The sequence below is a fragment of the Candidatus Marifrigoribacter sp. Uisw_064 genome (genome assembly GCF_047730175.1).
GTDB lineage: Bacteria > Bacteroidota > Bacteroidia > Flavobacteriales > Flavobacteriaceae > Marifrigoribacter.
In genome coordinates, this window is record NZ_CP159833.1 from 1,636,138 (window position 1) to 1,652,416 (window position 16,279).

Annotated in this window: 13 protein-coding genes; 7 read left to right on the forward strand and 6 right to left on the reverse strand. The window is 33.9% G+C overall.

Features of this window, described 5'->3' with window-relative positions; all coding sequences use genetic code 11:
• Positions 1-61: 61 nt before the first annotated feature.
• Positions 62-985 (reverse strand): hypothetical protein, encoded by a 924-nt coding sequence (locus ABXT64_RS07370; RefSeq protein WP_443632288.1) that lies wholly within the window; start codon positions 983-985, stop codon positions 62-64.
• Positions 986-1,143: 158 nt separating this feature from the next.
• Here ABXT64_RS07370 and ABXT64_RS07375 point away from each other — a divergent pair, with 158 nt between their 5' ends.
• The gene (locus ABXT64_RS07375; RefSeq protein WP_443632289.1) at positions 1,144-1,374 is read left to right on the forward strand and encodes a hypothetical protein; all 231 of its coding nucleotides are present in this window, start codon (positions 1,144-1,146) and stop codon (positions 1,372-1,374) included.
• A 56-nt stretch (positions 1,375-1,430) separates the two neighbouring features.
• Here ABXT64_RS07375 and ABXT64_RS07380 read toward each other — a convergent pair whose 3' ends face one another.
• Positions 1,431-2,342, reverse strand: coding sequence for a hypothetical protein (locus ABXT64_RS07380; RefSeq protein ID WP_443632290.1), 912 nt, complete (start codon positions 2,340-2,342; stop codon positions 1,431-1,433).
• A gap of 184 nt (positions 2,343-2,526) precedes the next feature.
• Positions 2,527-7,227: a M36 family metallopeptidase gene (locus ABXT64_RS07385; protein WP_443632291.1), complete on the reverse strand. Its 4,701-nt coding sequence runs from the start codon at positions 7,225-7,227 to the stop codon at positions 2,527-2,529.
• Between the two features lie 260 nt (positions 7,228-7,487).
• On the opposite strand from ABXT64_RS07385, the gene ABXT64_RS07390 reads away from it, so the two are divergent.
• On the forward strand, positions 7,488-8,705 hold the full coding sequence (locus tag ABXT64_RS07390; protein WP_443632292.1) for an NAD(P)/FAD-dependent oxidoreductase: 1,218 nt from the start codon (positions 7,488-7,490) through the stop codon (positions 8,703-8,705).
• Positions 8,706-8,758: 53 nt separating this feature from the next.
• Here the strand turns inward: ABXT64_RS07390 and ABXT64_RS07395 are convergent, their stop codons facing one another.
• Entirely contained in the window at positions 8,759-9,562 is an 804-nt protein-coding gene (locus tag ABXT64_RS07395) for a DUF6252 family protein (protein ID WP_443632293.1), read from the reverse strand.
• A gap of 182 nt (positions 9,563-9,744) precedes the next feature.
• Between ABXT64_RS07395 and ABXT64_RS07400 the strand changes: the two genes are divergently transcribed.
• The 3 genes from ABXT64_RS07400 to ABXT64_RS07410 are packed head-to-tail and all read left to right on the forward strand — an operon-like array spanning position 9,745 to position 11,601.
• On the forward strand, positions 9,745-10,350 hold the full coding sequence (locus tag ABXT64_RS07400; RefSeq protein ID WP_443632294.1) for a 30S ribosomal protein S16: 606 nt from the start codon (positions 9,745-9,747) through the stop codon (positions 10,348-10,350).
• A 10-nt stretch (positions 10,351-10,360) separates the two neighbouring features.
• Positions 10,361-10,888, forward strand: a complete 528-nt coding sequence (gene rimM / locus ABXT64_RS07405; RefSeq protein ID WP_443632295.1) for a ribosome maturation factor RimM — start codon at positions 10,361-10,363, stop codon at positions 10,886-10,888.
• Positions 10,888-11,601: a tRNA1(Val) (adenine(37)-N6)-methyltransferase gene (locus ABXT64_RS07410; protein WP_443632296.1), complete on the forward strand. Its 714-nt coding sequence runs from the start codon at positions 10,888-10,890 to the stop codon at positions 11,599-11,601. Before rimM ends, ABXT64_RS07410 begins: the two co-directional genes overlap by 1 nt.
• Here ABXT64_RS07410 and ABXT64_RS07415 read toward each other — a convergent pair whose 3' ends face one another.
• Together ABXT64_RS07415 and ABXT64_RS07420 are read right to left on the reverse strand one after the other, a co-directional pair.
• Complete coding sequence (locus ABXT64_RS07415) at positions 11,602-12,480, reverse strand: dimethylarginine dimethylaminohydrolase family protein (RefSeq protein ID WP_443632297.1); 879 nt, start codon at positions 12,478-12,480, stop codon at positions 11,602-11,604.
• Positions 12,480-13,790, reverse strand: a complete 1,311-nt coding sequence (locus ABXT64_RS07420) for an amino acid permease (protein ID WP_443632298.1) — start codon at positions 13,788-13,790, stop codon at positions 12,480-12,482. The genes ABXT64_RS07415 and ABXT64_RS07420 overlap by 1 nt, the downstream gene beginning before the upstream one ends.
• A gap of 78 nt (positions 13,791-13,868) precedes the next feature.
• Here ABXT64_RS07420 and ABXT64_RS07425 point away from each other — a divergent pair, with 78 nt between their 5' ends.
• Together ABXT64_RS07425 and ABXT64_RS07430 are read left to right on the forward strand one after the other, a co-directional pair.
• Positions 13,869-14,957, forward strand: coding sequence for an aromatic ring-hydroxylating oxygenase subunit alpha (locus tag ABXT64_RS07425; RefSeq protein ID WP_443632299.1), 1,089 nt, complete (start codon positions 13,869-13,871; stop codon positions 14,955-14,957).
• Between the two features lie 84 nt (positions 14,958-15,041).
• Entirely contained in the window at positions 15,042-16,220 is a 1,179-nt protein-coding gene (locus tag ABXT64_RS07430; RefSeq protein ID WP_443632300.1) for an acyl-CoA dehydrogenase family protein, read from the forward strand.
• The last annotated feature ends 59 nt before the right edge of the window (positions 16,221-16,279 follow it).

A 16,279-nucleotide genomic window follows, 5' to 3' on the forward strand; every position in this document is an offset into this window, starting at 1 on the left:
AAAAACCTCTTAACAAAAATGTTAAGAGGTTTTAATAAATTTATTTATAAATATGTTTTTCTTAATTTGAAGCTGCAAAAGGGAAATTAGGTTCCGAATTAGATGGTCCTGTAAAAGGAGCAGGAACAATACCATAAACTAAACCAGATTGAGTACCTCTTGACCAAGTTCCAGATGTTGGACCTCCGATATCACCACAAGTTCGATCTGCATAGACGCCTCCAGCCCAAATATTAACAAAATAATCTGTTGAAGTACCAGAAATAGTATTAGTCTGGTCTGCCATAAAAACGGCGTCAGCAACTCCATCACCACTAGTATCAAAAAGGTGAGGTAACCATCCTTCTCCCATACAACCATTATCAGCTAAAGTTGGTAGAAAAGATGTTACTACAAATGGACCAACGGTTCCTAAATGAGTTATTACTAATTGACCAAGCCCCTGAGCGTTACAACAGAAATTAGGATTTTCTTCATCATCTCCTATCATATCCCAATTTCCGAAAAAATTAGTTTCATTTCCAGATTCTTCATACGTACCTAATAATACATGAGGAATCATTCTATTTTGAGCTTTTACAGTAACGATATAAGCATCTGCTATATTATCTACAGTTACATTACTTGCAGTAGGACTTGTAAAATCAACAGTGTTAAAGTCGAAACTACCACGATCACTTGTAAAGTGAATGTTAGTCTTGTTTATTGAGCTTCCTTGAAATTTAATGTCATTTCCATTTACCATTTCAATAATTGCAGAGTACTTTCCATCATTACCTGCATTAATTAAAATTTTTCCATGTAGTTCTTTTATTTCATTATGCCCAAATACACCTACATACAATCCTTCAGTAGATTGATCTAAAGCTTTTGTTGGTAACATTTGAGTTAAATCTGCTGTTGTTTCTGTTTCTGAAGTTACGTTGTCTTTCGAGCAACTAAATAACATGGCTACAACTGCCATAGATAAAATTAATTTTTTCATGTTGTTAAAATTTAAAGGTTTATGTTTTTGTAAACATAGAGAATTTTGATTAAATTATACTGCGTAGAGTCACTTAATTCTGATTACATCAAACAACATAGCTGTTTTAGTGGCTAAAAATAAAAAGCCCTAATTGGGAAGTCATTTCTCCAGCGATTTTGGCAGTAATAAATTTTAGATATAACCCAATTGGTAATGAGCTTAGCGAAAAACAGTTGGATGCTTTAAACCAGAAAATATCTAAAAGAGTAATGGACTCTAAAGAAGCCTTATTGGTTACAACCATTCTACACAACCAAGTAGTGTTGCGGATGTGTTTAATCAACCCTAGGACAACCATAGACGATATTAAGGAAACACTTAACTTGTGTGCCACTTTTGCTGAATAAAAAAAACCTCTTAGCTAATGCTAAGAGGTTTTTAAAATTATTTATAAATGTATTCTCTAGTTTAAAGTAAGAGGTTTATTTACATCAACTCTATTAGCATCACCATCAGTAAAAGGTGCTGGTGCTGGCTCAGAAGCTAAAATATTACCTGTTCTTCCATTCCAAGACCAAAATCCAGATTCAACAGTCACCGTACATAGTTCATCAACATAGGTTTGTTCTCCTAGATCTCTTCTGTACTCAAGACCCCAGTTTGCCTGTATTCCTGCAATCAATGTCGTTTGTAAATGACTAAAAACCGATGGGTTTCCACCTGTAGGAACATCTCCTGCAGGATCCCATAAGAAAGTATCTGGACCACCAGTACATCCTCCAACTTGATCCTCTGCAGAAGCATCAGATACTACAAATCCTGACTGATGAGTAATAACAGTCATAGCTACAAGTTGTGCATTAGATCCAAATTTTTCAATATCAATTCCATCACCCAACATATCCCAGTTTCCATTAAAAGATGGATCACTATCTTGTTCATACGTACCTAAAAGTATCATGCCTCCTCCTCGAGTTGGTACTTCAATAGCTCTAACATAGGCATCACTAACATCGTCAAAAATTAAATTACTTACTCTAGTTCCATACTCAGCACCAGCATCGAAAGTAAAAGAACCACGGTTACTGCTAAAATTAACAGTAGTTGCTTCTTTATTTAATTGATTTCCTTGAAAATTGATTTCTTCACCATTTACAAGTTGTATAGATGCTTGAGAAGCACTTCCGTCAATAGTAACGTAAATCTTGCCGTGCATATCATTATCTAAATGATGTCCAAATACACCGCTAAATTCGATAGCAGATGATTGAGCAATTGTCGCAGACAAATCTGCTGTTGTTTCTGTTTCTACGTTGTCTTTTGAGCAACTAAATAACATGGCTACAACTGCCATAGATAAAATTAATTTTTTCATGTTGTTAAGATTTATTGTTTATAATTATTTTTTGAAGGTAGCTTGTTTATTTTTTTAAACTATCTATATTATTATATAATTAATTTTATTAGTTGAAGCGCTAGAATAATCAGATAAAGTGAGTAAAACAAAAACCCTCTCTGCTTTACAACAGAGAGGGTTTGAATATTTATTTATTGAATTACTATTCCTTAATCACTCTTTTAATAAGTGACCCTTCAGAAGTATGGATTCTTACAAAATACATAGCGCTTTGCAAACTACTTAGGTCTACTAGGTATTGATTGCTATTATTATATTGTTTTAATGATATAATTCTACCTTGAACATCGATTACTTCTATTTGATGTACATCTGCATTTGGAGAATTAACGATTACCATTCCTGTTGTAGGATTTGGTAGCATACTAATGTTTTGTAATGCTACATCATTATTGCTTAATACTCTCTCTTGGAATACTAGTTTAAAACGGTTTAATTGTTGACCTTCTTCAGAAGTAAACGTATAGTTTCCTTCTGAAAGATTTGTTGAAATATTTAACAAATGATCTTCTAAATATATCGTTGCATTACTAATATCAACTCCCTCAATTTGATGAATAGATATTGAATAAGTCTGAACTCCTTTTACCATCGTTGAGAATCCTAAGTCTACTTCTTGTTCTTCGTTAAAAGCCGAACGTCCTTGAATACAAAGTTGTTCGTCTGTGTCTAACACAGAATACATTGAAATAGGTGAATCGAATCTTCTACTATCGTATGTGCCTTCAAATCCATTTGTAGCGCCTTCAGTAAATGCAACAAGCATATTACTTTTAAGACTGTAGGTCTCATTTTTAAGGTCTAACCAAATTCGTTGTCTGTCGCTAGTGTTATTTCTATAATCAGTATTTGGCGTTGCTACTCTCATCGCGTTGGTAAAAGTAACAGTACCTCCACCTAATGCTTTCACACCAAATCCTTGACCTGATGCCATAAACTGACTTGGAACCGTAGTACCATTTGGTGCCATCACTCCTCCAGAACCTTGGTTGTAGGCAGAAATATCGCCGATATTAAAGTTCAATTGGTTAAATCCAGGGAAGTCATTTGCTGGTGCCGTAACATGCTCCCAGTAATAAACTGCATCCAATAAAGGGTTCCCTGCTAAGAAAGCATCAACATCGATCGCTGATGCGTATGGATTTCCAAGCATATTTGGACTATCTAGTCTCTCGGTGTTAAATAGTAAATTATAACCTACATTTCCAGAATTTAATGTCCCTAAAGTATAATCTAATGGGAATGCACCTCCTGCTGGAGGATTTCCTGGAGCTTGTGGTTTCACCAAATATCCTTCACCCATTGTCAATGCGCCACTATGGACTGCCCAGTTATTATTATTGTCATCTGCAAAGTTTTCTAAACCAGAACCAACTGCGCCATTAGGCAAAAAGTTTCCAGTAATATGATTTGCAACTTGACGCCCTCCACCATATACACCTTCTCTTGTTTCACCTGTCATTGGGTTACCTAAGAGCATAAATCCTTTAGGACCTAATACTGGCGTTAATTTACTAACTGTAATAGAACCTCCGTTTGTTGTAGTAGCAGTTGCACTTCTCTGTACAACAGACCCTTCATGCTGAACATCAAGAACTCCATCAACAAGTATGTTTCCTTGAATATCTATGAAACCTCCGGCAGAAACTATTACTGTATTCCCTGGTTCAATTTCACAAGAACAAGCGGTAACATCTCCATCTGTTGTTGTATTGTATGAATCTTGGAATAATGCTTTTGCGCCAGCACCTGGAATTACATCCCATGAACCACCTGCAAAAGTAGAGGTAGTTCCAACTACAGTTACCGTTGCGGTACACATTGCAACTCCTCCATTACCATCATCTGCAGTTACAGTTACTACAACATCTCCAATATCTTCACAGGTAAAAGCTGTTTGACTTAAACTAGCCGATACAGAGAATCCACAGTTATCTGCTAATCCACCTGTATTAGGTACAAATGCAACATAATCTGCTGCACCGTTCGCTAAATTCCAGTCTCCACCATTTCTTCCAGCTGGAGTATAAGCTACAGTTCCATCTTCATTTTCAATCCCCTGTGTTCTTCCAACTCCATCAGAATCTACTTGATCTGTATGAATTTCTATTAATCCAGATCCTTCATAAATATGAGCTTGGGCATTCACCACAAGACTAGCATTACCAAAATGAGAAACATCTAAATACTCAATAACCATCACTCTATTAGGTGATGAACCAACCACTTTGTAATGTATGGTTCCTCCTAAAGTTGGATTTAAATCATCCCATACTACCGCGATCACATTTTGTGGCGTATCGACATCTGGTAAAACATCGTTGTTAAATTCATTTAAACTACTTCCAGAAAAGGATAGGTATCCATTAGAAGATACATTTACGCTTGTAAAGGTATTTCCAAAGAACGGGAAATTGAAACCTAGAGATGCTGCACCATTATCATCATCTCCAAGAGTGAAACTTGTAGTTCCAGAGGACATATCAACAGGAGCATAAGTTCCAGTTTGATCTATGGTATATCCCGTACCTGGCGTTAAATTATCTATTACGTCACTTTCGGTAATAGTAGCATTACCACCACCATCTAAAACAACGGTAACATCTTTACAGACTAAAACAGGTGCTCCGTCCGTAACCACAATGGTATCATCAATATCTTGAACAACACCACTACATCCGTTTAATACAGTATAGGTTACAATAGTATTTCCAGGGCCACCTACTGTTGGGTCAAAATCATAAGTGTTATCTCCATTATCAGTTACACCATCACCGCTATATGTACCTCCTGTTGGAATACCACCACCTAGACCAGCTTGTGTTCCTTGTGTTTCACAAATAGAAGCTAAAGGGGTATCGAAAGAAGCAGATAATGGAGGTAAATCGAACGCTACTGTTTGATCTGAAGTACTTCCAGAGCTTCCTTGTGAAGCACTAAAACCTAATCCTCTCTTAGCAAAAGCTTCCCAGATAGTACATGCATTTGCACCACCATATAAAGCCAAATCTGCAGCAAGAATAGCATCACGTCCATCAACAAAACCAGGGCTACAAGGTTGTAATTTCAATCCTTCAGTAACCAAGGCTAAAGCCATAACATTTCCTTTGTCTAAATTTACATTTCCAGTAAAATTATAAATGTCGGTATCAAAGCCGTAAGTATCTATAAGGCCCCAAGTCATTTCCCAAAGCATATTCGCCCATATTTCTCCAACTCCATGAGGAACAACAGCTCCATTTACATTTGCATAAGTTTGAGTATAAATACCCATGTCTGTAGAATAAGGCTCTACTCTAATTCCACCTCCATTTGCTGGTTGACCGAATAAATAGCTTCCTATTCCTCTAGCAGCTGTACCAACATCTCCTACATTAATTGTCATCACTAAACCGTAGAAGTCACTCCATCCTTCACCCATTTGTTCAGAATTTTGCAAACAACTTACAGAAGCTCCACCAGTTAATCTGTTTGAGATTCCATGACCATATTCGTGTATAACTACTCCATTGTCAAAATCACCATCACGATCTGGATTTGCGATATCGCAAATAAACATATTCATAGTTGGATTAGATCCATCACTAGGAGTACCAAAATTTGCATTACAGTTACCACTCGCTTGAACGTTAGCATTTACAGAGTCACTTCCTGCACCACCGTTTCCATAATTATTTTCTTGAAAGTTTCTAGCGGCTTCATCAAATCCATATTCCCATAAAACATCATGAACAATATTACTCCAATAAAATAAATTTGTTGCTGCTACATCTACATAATCAGTTGGTGCTTCAATAGCTAAATTGATAGGGAAGTTGAAAACAAGTCCACCACCACCATTAGGTCTAAAAGTACCTTTATGCGAATCTACATTGTTTCCTGTAGTTAATGTTGATTCTGCACCTATCGCTCCATTGGTATCATGCCATCCAAAAGGAGAACCTGGACCTTCTGGGTTTGAAACAGATGTTCTGCCTACAGTTCCATGAAGAGGACTTTCGTCCGGTAAGGCATATACATTATAAGTACCTGCCATCATGTTACTTTCGTTCAGGCTAGCTTCTTTATTATCGTTGCCTTTTAAAATAGCGCTATAGTCTATTTTTCTTTCAGTAATTTTTTTTATTTCAGGAGAAACTCCAGAATGAAAATGGTCATTATGTTCGTCCGTTATATTACAAGTGCTATATAAGTTATACTTTGTAATAATTGTTCCATTAGCTGCATTAACTGCAAATACCCACCAGTCTTCATTAGAATTAATGTCTTCTATAGTAACTTCCCAAGCTAATTTAATTTCATTGTTTTCATCTAATTGAAATACTAGTTTTGCTTGTATATCTTTTTTAGAGATACCTCCTGAATTAAAAATAGTTTCTTGGTTAGGTCCACTTTTTCTTTCAATTTCATTAAGGTTTGAAATTTTATATCCCATAGTTTGGGAGATAGAACGAATTGCTTGTTCAGCATTGATTCCAGGTGAACAACTTGCTTTTGAATTAAAAGCTTCTCCTAAAATTAAGTTTTCATTGTATTTTATTTTTTTATCATTGAATAAATGAATACTAGATTCAGTTCCATTTACGATTAAACCGTTGATGACTTGGTTAAAATAAATATGCTCTATTCCACTAGTTTTACTAGTATGCTGAGCATTTATTATATAATTGCTCGCTTGATCAGCAGTTAGCGCTCCTTTTTCAACTAGACGTTGAAGTTCAGCATCAATTTGAGCATTTTTAGATTGGGCATTTAGTTGTCCGCTAAAAACAATAGCACATAATAAAAAAACAGAACGTAACATATTGGTTACATTTAGTTTGGATAGGTTAATTATTTTCATAGTAGGTTTTGGTTTTAAATAAAAATTAAATGTTAGGAATTCAAAAATAGCACTTTATCAGCAATAATACACTTTTTAACGTTATAATGTTATTATCGTTTTAAATATTTAAGATGCTAATAATATGTTAGGCCTTATAAACGCTGCTGTTTATTCATTAAGCTACAATTTACAGGAAAATAGTTCACCTGTGCGTTATTAAACATTTTTTTTTAAAATATAAAATCCAATAATATTTGAAATAGATGTAGTTTTACTTCGTGAAAAATAGGTTTGATATAATAATAATAGGAGGAGGAGCTGCAGGCTTTTTTACTGCTATAAATATTTCTGAAAAAAACCCAAACCTAAAAGTAGCTATCCTTGAGAGAGGGAACGATGTTTTAACAAAAGTGAAGGTTTCTGGTGGAGGCAGATGCAATGTTACTCATGCCGAATTTATACCCGTCGATTTAAGTAAAAACTATCCAAGAGGTGAAAAAGAACTTTTAGGTCCGTTTCATACTTTTATGACAGGCGATACTATTGAGTGGTTTGAGAAAAAAGGAGTTCCTCTAAAAATTGAAGAAGATGGTAGAATGTTCCCTGTTTCAGATTCTTCACAAACTATTATTGATTGTTTTGTAAAAGAAGTAACACGTTTGGGTATTTCATTAATAAAGAAAACTTCTGTTCAGAACATAATCAAAGAAAACGGATGGCTTCTGGAAACAAATAAGGGTGTATTTACTTCAGAAAAAATTGTAATTGCTTCTGGTAGTAATCCTAAAATATGGAATTTATTAAAAAAACTAGGGCATACAATTATAGAACCTGTTCCTTCTTTATTTACATTTAATATTAATGACATTCGAATAAATGATTTGCCTGGTATTGCTAAAAAAGCAACTGTTAGTGTTTTAAATCAAAAAAACAAAAAGTTCATTGAAAGTCAAGGAGATTTATTGATCACCCATAAAGGATTAAGTGGTCCAGCTATATTAAAACTATCAGCATGGAATGCTATAGAATTAAACGAAATTAATTATACGTTTAAAATTAAAATTAATTGGTTGTTAGATCTTAGTTATAATGATGTTGTTTTGCAATTAAGGCAAATGAGTACATTAAATGCTAAGCAGACCGTTTATAAATATGCCCAGTTTGAATTACCCAAACGTCTATGGCAAAATTTATTGCTAGCCTCAAGTATACAAAAGGATTTAAAATGGGCTGAAATCTCAAAATTACAAATCCAAGAGTTAGCGAATCAATTAACTGCAGGGGAATATGAAGTTATGGGTAAAAGTACTTTTAAAGAAGAATTTGTAACTGCTGGTGGTGTTGATTTAAAAGAAATTAACTTTAAAAAATTCAATAGTAAAATACATCCAGATTTATATTTTGCTGGAGAGGTATTAAATATCGATGCAATCACGGGAGGGTTTAACTTTCAGAATGCTTGGACTGGCGGCTTCATTGTGGCAAAAAGTATTTAAATAAAAAACCCTACTGATAGAAGCAGGGTTTTATATGATATTTGAAAAATGCATTAGTATTCAACTTCGAATATACCTTCTTCAATAGTTGAGGAAGCTGTATTAAAAGCAAATGAACCTTTTATAAATCTTTCAGCTATATTATTTTCTAAAACATAAATAAAACCAGATTCTGCACCTTGAGTATTACCATTGTTAGTATAAGTAGCCGAATAACCTGAAGTAGGTAACACATTATTTCCGGTATCTGCATCAATAGGAATTCTTAATCTAATTTCGTTTGAAGAAGTAGAAGCTGTAATAATAATTTTGGTTTCGTCACCTATACCTCCTATAGTAAATGGGTTAAATGGATTTCCATTTATTTCTGCGATAAATAATTCGGTGTTATTAGGTACTTCGTCTTCTTCACTAACATTATAGTCGTAAGGTACTTCAAAAAACACACCTCTATCAATGGTTAAAGTATCAATACCTGGTAAAATGCCTCTAAACTTAAAGGTGCCAGTTAGATATTGTTGTCCAGTATTTCTGGCGGTTATGGTAACCTCACCAAAACCTTCAGGATTTGTGGAGTAAATATTTCCGTTTTTATCTTCAAATGTGGCAAAACTTTCTGAATTTCCACCAAATAAATAAGTGCCAACTCTAGATTTTTTAACTTTTATAGTTAGTATCTCATTTTCAGTAATACCTTGAATTGTATAACTGTTTTGTTCTCTTTTTATACCTTTGCTGTCATTAGCTTTAAAAAAGATGCCTTCAAGGTTTGCTTGAAAACCTGGGGTGTTTATTTCAATAGTTTCACAACCAATAAATAGGCTGGTTATAAATAGGGGTAGTAATAGTTTTTTCATTGTGTTTAGGGTAAACTTGTTATTACTTTAGATAAATAGGTTCTTACAAATATATATAAAAAGATTTATCTCTATAATTTATAAGAAAAAAAATGTGTTTTGAGTTATAAATTATAAAATTTACTATCTTTGCGCTCCTTAAAATTATAAACAGGGGTCGGGAACCTCAAAAATTAATTCATATGCCAGTAAAAATTAGATTACAAAGACATGGTAAAAAAGGGAAACCTTTTTACTGGATCGTAGCAGCAGATGCACGTTCAAAAAGAGATGGTAAATACCTTGAAAAATTAGGATCTTACAATCCAAATAACAACCCTGCAGAAATTATTTTAGATATTGATAGTACTGTAAATTGGCTTCAAAATGGAGCACAACCTACAGATACTGCAAGAAACATTCTTTCATATAAAGGGGTGATGTTAAAAAATCATCTTGCTGGTGGTGTTCGTAAAGGAGCTTTAACAGAAGAACAAGCTGAAAAGAAATTCAATGCTTGGTTAACTGAAAAAGAAGCTTCAATTGATGGGAAGCGAGCTAAATTATCTGATGCAGAAAGTAAAGTTATAGCGGAAGCATTAGCTGCTGAAAAAGCAGTAAATGATAAACGTATAGCAGATGCTGTAGTTGAAGAGGTAGTTGAAGAAGTAGAAGAAACTACTGAAGAAGCTGTGGAAGTTGCTACTGAAGAAACTTTAGAAGTTGCAACTGAAGAAGCACCTGCGGAAGTAGAAGCTACAACTGAAGAAGCGCCTGCTGAAGAAGAAGCTACAAAAGAAGAAAAATAAATTTTTAACTATGCAAAAGGAGAATTGTTTCTACTTAGGCAAGATTGTTAAAAAATATAGTTTTAAAGGGGAGCTGCTCGTTAAGATCGATACAGACGACCCAGGATTATACAAAAAAATGGAATCAGTTTTTGTTGAACAAAACAAAATCTTGGTTCCATTTTTTATAGAACGATGTTGGCTTCATAAATCAACCCTACTCCGAATTAAGTTTAAAGACATTAGTACAGATGAAAGTGCAGGGGAGATGATAGGAGATCATTTGTACCAGCCTTTGTCTATGTTACCTGAACTCTCGGGAACAAAATTTTATTATCATGAGGTAATTGGCTTCGAAGTGGAGGATAGTGCTTTTGGCTCCGTAGGGACCATCACCAAAATAAATGATGATAGTGCGCAGGCCTTTTTTGAAATTGACCACAATGGAACGCAAGTATTAATTCCTGTAATTGACACCTTTATTAAAGAGGTGGATCGTACAAATAAAAAGATAAAAGTATCGGTGACCGAGGGATTAATTGAGCTCTACTTGGAATAATGGAAGCTCCATTTACTTTTAAACAATTTACTGTTAATCAAGATCGTTGTGCCATGAAAATCGGTACCGACGGAGTGCTTTTAGGCGCTTGGGCTTCTTTAGAACATAACCCTCAAAGTATATTAGACATTGGAACAGGAACAGGAGTAATCGCTCTACAATTAGCACAAAGAAGTTTTGCTGAAACTATTGATGCTGTTGAAATAGAACCTGACGCTTTTGAGCAATGTGTTGAAAATTTTGAAATGTCTGACTGGGGAGATCGCTTGTTTTGTTACCATGCTTCTGTGGAAGAACTGGCAGATGAAATTGAAGAGCAATATGATCTAATCGTTTCCAATCCTCCTTTTTACACTGATGAATATAAAAGCAAAGATGAAGCTAGAGATAAAGCAAGATCTGTAGATGCATTACCTTTTGATATTTTATTAAAATCTGTTTCTTTGTTACTTTCAGAGTCAGGTCAGTTTTCATTAATTATTCCAAGAAAAGAAGAAGAACATTTTATTCAAATGGCATCTGAATTTGGTTTATACCCTGCTAGAATCTGTAGCATACGTGGCACAATTACTTCCGAAGAAAAAAGGTGTATGCTTGAGTTTTCTTTCAGAAAACAAACAATTAAAAAGGAAGAATTAACCATCGAAATTTCTAGACATCAATATACCGACGCTTATATAAATTTAGTGAAGGATTTTTATTTAAAAATGTAATTATAGTTCTCTTAGTAAAGGCCTTGTCAAGCAAGTTGGGCCTCCACCACCATACACACTTATATTTTCGCCCTGATATGTAGCAACGTTACATCCAGCTTTTTCTAAAGCTTTTTTAGTTGTAGGATTTCCATGAACCATCAAACATTCTCTTGGAGCTATAGCCAATACATTACAGCCCATCGATTCAAATTCATCCTCAGGAACTTCTATCAAATGAAACTTTCTTTTTAATAGTTCGTTTCTAAATTTTATAGGCATTAATGGAGAATAAACCACCGCTAAATCTTTATCAACAGGACTTAAAATAGACATTAAGTGAAAGACATCTGAAGTCCCTTTATAGTGAGGTAATTCAGCAACTATAACTTCTATGCCTTTTGGTTCTAGTAGATTTTTTAATTGTCTAATACCTTCTTCATTGGTTCTATAGGTATGACCAACAGCAATAGTTTTTTTATCTAACCAAGCAACATCACCACCTTCTAAAGTTCCAGGGGTTTCTATTTTTCCTAAAATAGGAATAGATTCATTTCGATAAGTTTCCAAATGAGCATCAGGTTCATTTATTCGCCCTGACTTCCCCATGTTACAAAGTATCATTCCATAATCTGTTGCTATTGCAGCATCGCGGCAATAAATAGAGTCAATAGTTACATTACTATCATAAGGAAATGAATGTGTTAAAGCACCATTTTTTTGGATTGCTATTTTAAAATTTTCATATTCTTTTAAGGAATCTTCAAAGTTCGGCTGACTTAAATAGTGTAAATTTTGCCATTGTTCTTCTAATATTTCTTCTGAAATAAAAGCGTTTTTTGCAGGTTTTATAAAAACTGATTTTAGTCGATGAAATTCTGAATGATAGGTTGTCTTCATTAATTTTCTTTGTTTTTAATCCACTTCATATAAATATAAACAGGAATTCCAATTAATAATAATAAGAACCCATAAAAAACTGTATCTGATCCAGATCCATAAATTGCCCATAGAGAATATGAAAATCCTAAAGTAGATAACACAAATGTTTTTACCCAACTATTTGTATGCAGATTTTTTTCAATGACAATTAAAGCATATGCTGCTGCCGTAAACAAATAAGGCATTAATACTACTAATGTGGTGAGTTGTATGATAAATTCAAATTGTTCAACCAATCCTTCTGTATAGTTCATTAGCATAACAATCGACGACAATATTCCGCCAATAACAAATCCATTAACTGGAGCTCCTTTTTTATTTTCTTTTTTGAAAAAATCTGGAAATAAATTATCTTTTGCTGTTGCCATAGAAATTTGCCCCGTGATTAATATCCATCCATTTAATACTCCTATTCCAGAAATTAAAACTCCGATAGCTACAAAATACCCGCCATAATTCCCCCCTATAATTTTAGCAGCTTCTGCAAAGGGTGCCGGAGAATTTTGTAAAATTTCTAAAGGTAAAATTCCAAATAATACAACCGTTCCTAAAATGTACAATATTGTTACAATGATGGTTCCTAACATCGTCGCTCTTGGTATCGTTTTTTCCGGGTCTTTAATATCTCCAGCAGGTATTGTAGCACATTCAATTCCTAAAAAAGCATATAAAGTTAATGTAGCTACTGTAGATAATGTTGTGAAATTGCTTTCCCCTGTTAAATTAAAAGCGGGAAGATTATCAATTTTAAAAAAGAAAATGCCAAATAGTATTATAAATAATAAAGGCAAAACTTTTATAACTGTTGTAATTAATTGGATTTTACCTGACTCCTTAATTCCTCTAGTATTAACCCAAGTGAAAATCCAAATAAGTGCCAATCCAAGACTAACCGACAGCGCAGAATTAGTGGCTAATTCAGGAATAAAAAAACTTGCAGCACCTATTATCGCAATTGCTACAGCTCCATTACTTACCCAACATGCAATCCAATATCCCCAAGCAACTAAAAACCCAATAAAATCGCCGAATCCAGCTTTTGAATACACATAAGGGCCGCCGCTTTTACTAACAATAATCTTACTAAAATTACTAAATATTTTTGCTAAAATTAAAGCTCCAGTAGCAGTAAATAACCAACCGAATAAACTTATACTACCATAGTTAGATAATACGGCAGGTAAAACAAATATGCCTACACCTATCATGTTCCCTACTACAAGTGAAGTAGTGGTTAGTAAACCAATTTTTTGAGATTTACCATTCATCTATTATAATAATTTGGTTAAATAATAATTGTTTAAATTTAAAGTCAATTCGTGAATATACAATAATCAATTCTAGCCATGAAAAAAAAATTTAATATCCATTCAGATATTTCCAAAGCAGAAACTTTGCCAGCGTCCTTTTATAGAGATCAAGAGGTTTTTAATGAGATTAAAGAAAAAATATTTTTAAAAACATGGCAATGGATTGGTGACGAAAATTTAGTTGCACTTCCTCAATCTGTGTATCCCTTAGTTCTTTTAGATAATTATTTAACCGAACCTTTAGTAATTGTTAGAAATGAAAAAGATGAAATTAATTGTTTTACCAATGTATGTACCCATAGAGGTAATTTAGTAGTGCTAAATCCAGGTAAAACAAAAAAGTTATCCTGTATGTATCACGGCAGGCGCTTTAGCTTAGATGGAAAGTTTGAACATATGCCAGAATTTGAAGATGCTGATGATTTTCCAAGACCTTGTGATCATTTACATAAATTCCCATTAGAAAAATGGGGGCCGCTTTTATTTGTAGGATTAAATCCAGAGTTTCAATTTTCGAAGGTAATTGACAAGATGAAAGAACGAATTGGCTTTCTCCCATTGAATGAATTTTCTTTAGATACTTCAACCAGTAAAGAATTTTTAGTTCATGCTCATTGGGCATTATATTGTGATAATTATTTAGAAGGGTTTCATGTCCCTTTTGTTCATGAGGGTTTAAACAAAGTATTAGATTATGGGAGTTATAAAACTGAAACCTATGAGCATTGTAATCTTCAAATAGGCTATACCGATCAAGCTACTGAAACTTTTGATTTACCAGAAGGTCATATTGATTATGGAAAAAATGTAGCAGCCTATTATTATTGGGTGTTCCCTAATATGATGTTTAACTTTTATCCTTGGGGACTTTCCATTAATGTTGTAAAACCGATTAATATTAATAGAACTAAAGTGTCATTTATATCTTACGTTTATGATCCTACTAAATTAAATAAAGGTGCAGGAAACGATCTAGAAAAAGTAGAAAGAGAAGATGAGTTTGTTGTTGAAAATGTACAAAAAGGAGTGAATTCATCATTTTATAAAGCAGGAAGATTTTCTCCAAAAAGAGAAAAAGGAGTGCATCATTTTCATAGTTTACTTGCCAAATATATAAATAAATAATTCTTAAAATAGTATATAATTTTTCTTTAGAAAAAGCGCAAAATTGCAAGGCATTAATTACATTTGACAAATATATTAAAGACTATGAAACCCGATTTATTTGAAGCCCCAGATTATTATAATTTAGACGAATTATTAACTGACGAACATAAACTTGTCCGTGACGCTGCTCGTGAATGGGTGAAACGTGATGTTTCTCCAATTATTGAAGACTATGCCCAAAGAGCTGAATTTCCAACACAAATTATTAATGGTTTAGCAGAAATAGGTGCGTTTGGACCTTACATTCCTGTTGAATATGGAGGTGCTGGATTAGATCAGATTTCTTATGGTCTTATCATGCAAGAAATTGAACGTGGTGATTCAGGGGTGCGCAGTACTGCTTCTGTACAGTCATCTTTAGTGATGTATCCAATCTGGAAATATGGAAATGAAGAACAACGTATTAAATACTTACCTAAACTTGCAAGTGGTGAGTGGATGGGTTGTTTTGGTTTAACTGAACCTGATCATGGAAGTAATCCAGGAGGAATGGCAACTAATTTTAAAGATATGGGAGATCATTATCTTTTAAATGGTGCTAAAATGTGGATTTCGAATGCTCCATTTGCACAGGTTGCAGTGGTTTGGGCAAAAAATGAAGAAGGTCGAATTCATGGTCTGATCGTTGAGCGCGGAATGGAAGGATTTACAACTCCAGAAACGCATAACAAATGGTCTTTACGAGCATCTTCAACTGGAGAATTAATTTTTGATAATGTAAAAGTTCCTAAAGAAAATTTATTACCTAATAAATCTGGTTTAGGTGCTCCATTAGGATGTTTGGATTCTGCACGATATGGAATAGCATGGGGCGCAATAGGAGCTGCAATGGATTGTTATGATACAGCCTTAAGATATTCTAAAGAACGGATTCAGTTTGGAAAACCAATTGGTCAATTTCAATTACAACAAAAGAAATTAGCCGAAATGATTACCGAAATTACCAAAGCTCAATTATTAGCCTGGAAGTTAGGAGTAATGCGTAACAATGGAACTGCTACTACTGCTCAAATTTCTATGGCGAAACGAAATAATGTTGATATGGCAATAAATATTGCTCGCGAAGCAAGACAAATGCTTGGAGGTATGGGTATTTCTGGTGAATATTCAATCATGCGTCATTCAATGAATTTAGAAAGTGTAATTACCTATGAAGGTACGCACGATATCCATTTATTAATAACAGGTATGGATGTAACTGGCTTAAATGCTTTTAAATAATATTAAAGTTTACTGTATTTTAAAAAAGCGAGTTTTATAACTCGCTTTTTTTATGGATA

Bases quoted from the DNA above. Each gene is read 5' to 3' on its own strand.
- ABXT64_RS07430 (WP_443632300.1), top strand. From the start codon at position 15,042: ATGAAACCCGATTTATTTGAAGCCCCAGATTATTATAATTTAGACGAA.
- ABXT64_RS07410 (WP_443632296.1), top strand. From the start codon at position 10,888: ATGGAAGCTCCATTTACTTTTAAACAATTTACTGTTAATCAAGATCGT.
- ABXT64_RS07415 (WP_443632297.1), bottom strand. From the start codon at position 12,480: ATGAAGACAACCTATCATTCAGAATTTCATCGACTAAAATCAGTTTTT.
- ABXT64_RS07370 (WP_443632288.1), bottom strand. From the start codon at position 985: ATGAAAAAATTAATTTTATCTATGGCAGTTGTAGCCATGTTATTTAGT.
- ABXT64_RS07395 (WP_443632293.1), bottom strand. From the start codon at position 9,562: ATGAAAAAACTATTACTACCCCTATTTATAACCAGCCTATTTATTGGT.
- ABXT64_RS07380 (WP_443632290.1), bottom strand. From the start codon at position 2,342: ATGAAAAAATTAATTTTATCTATGGCAGTTGTAGCCATGTTATTTAGT.
- ABXT64_RS07420 (WP_443632298.1), bottom strand. From the start codon at position 13,790: ATGAATGGTAAATCTCAAAAAATTGGTTTACTAACCACTACTTCACTT.
- ABXT64_RS07400 (WP_443632294.1), top strand. From the start codon at position 9,745: ATGCCAGTAAAAATTAGATTACAAAGACATGGTAAAAAAGGGAAACCT.
- rimM (WP_443632295.1), top strand. From the start codon at position 10,361: ATGCAAAAGGAGAATTGTTTCTACTTAGGCAAGATTGTTAAAAAATAT.
- ABXT64_RS07385 (WP_443632291.1), bottom strand. From the start codon at position 7,227: ATGAAAATAATTAACCTATCCAAACTAAATGTAACCAATATGTTACGT.
- ABXT64_RS07425 (WP_443632299.1), top strand. From the start codon at position 13,869: ATGAAAAAAAAATTTAATATCCATTCAGATATTTCCAAAGCAGAAACT.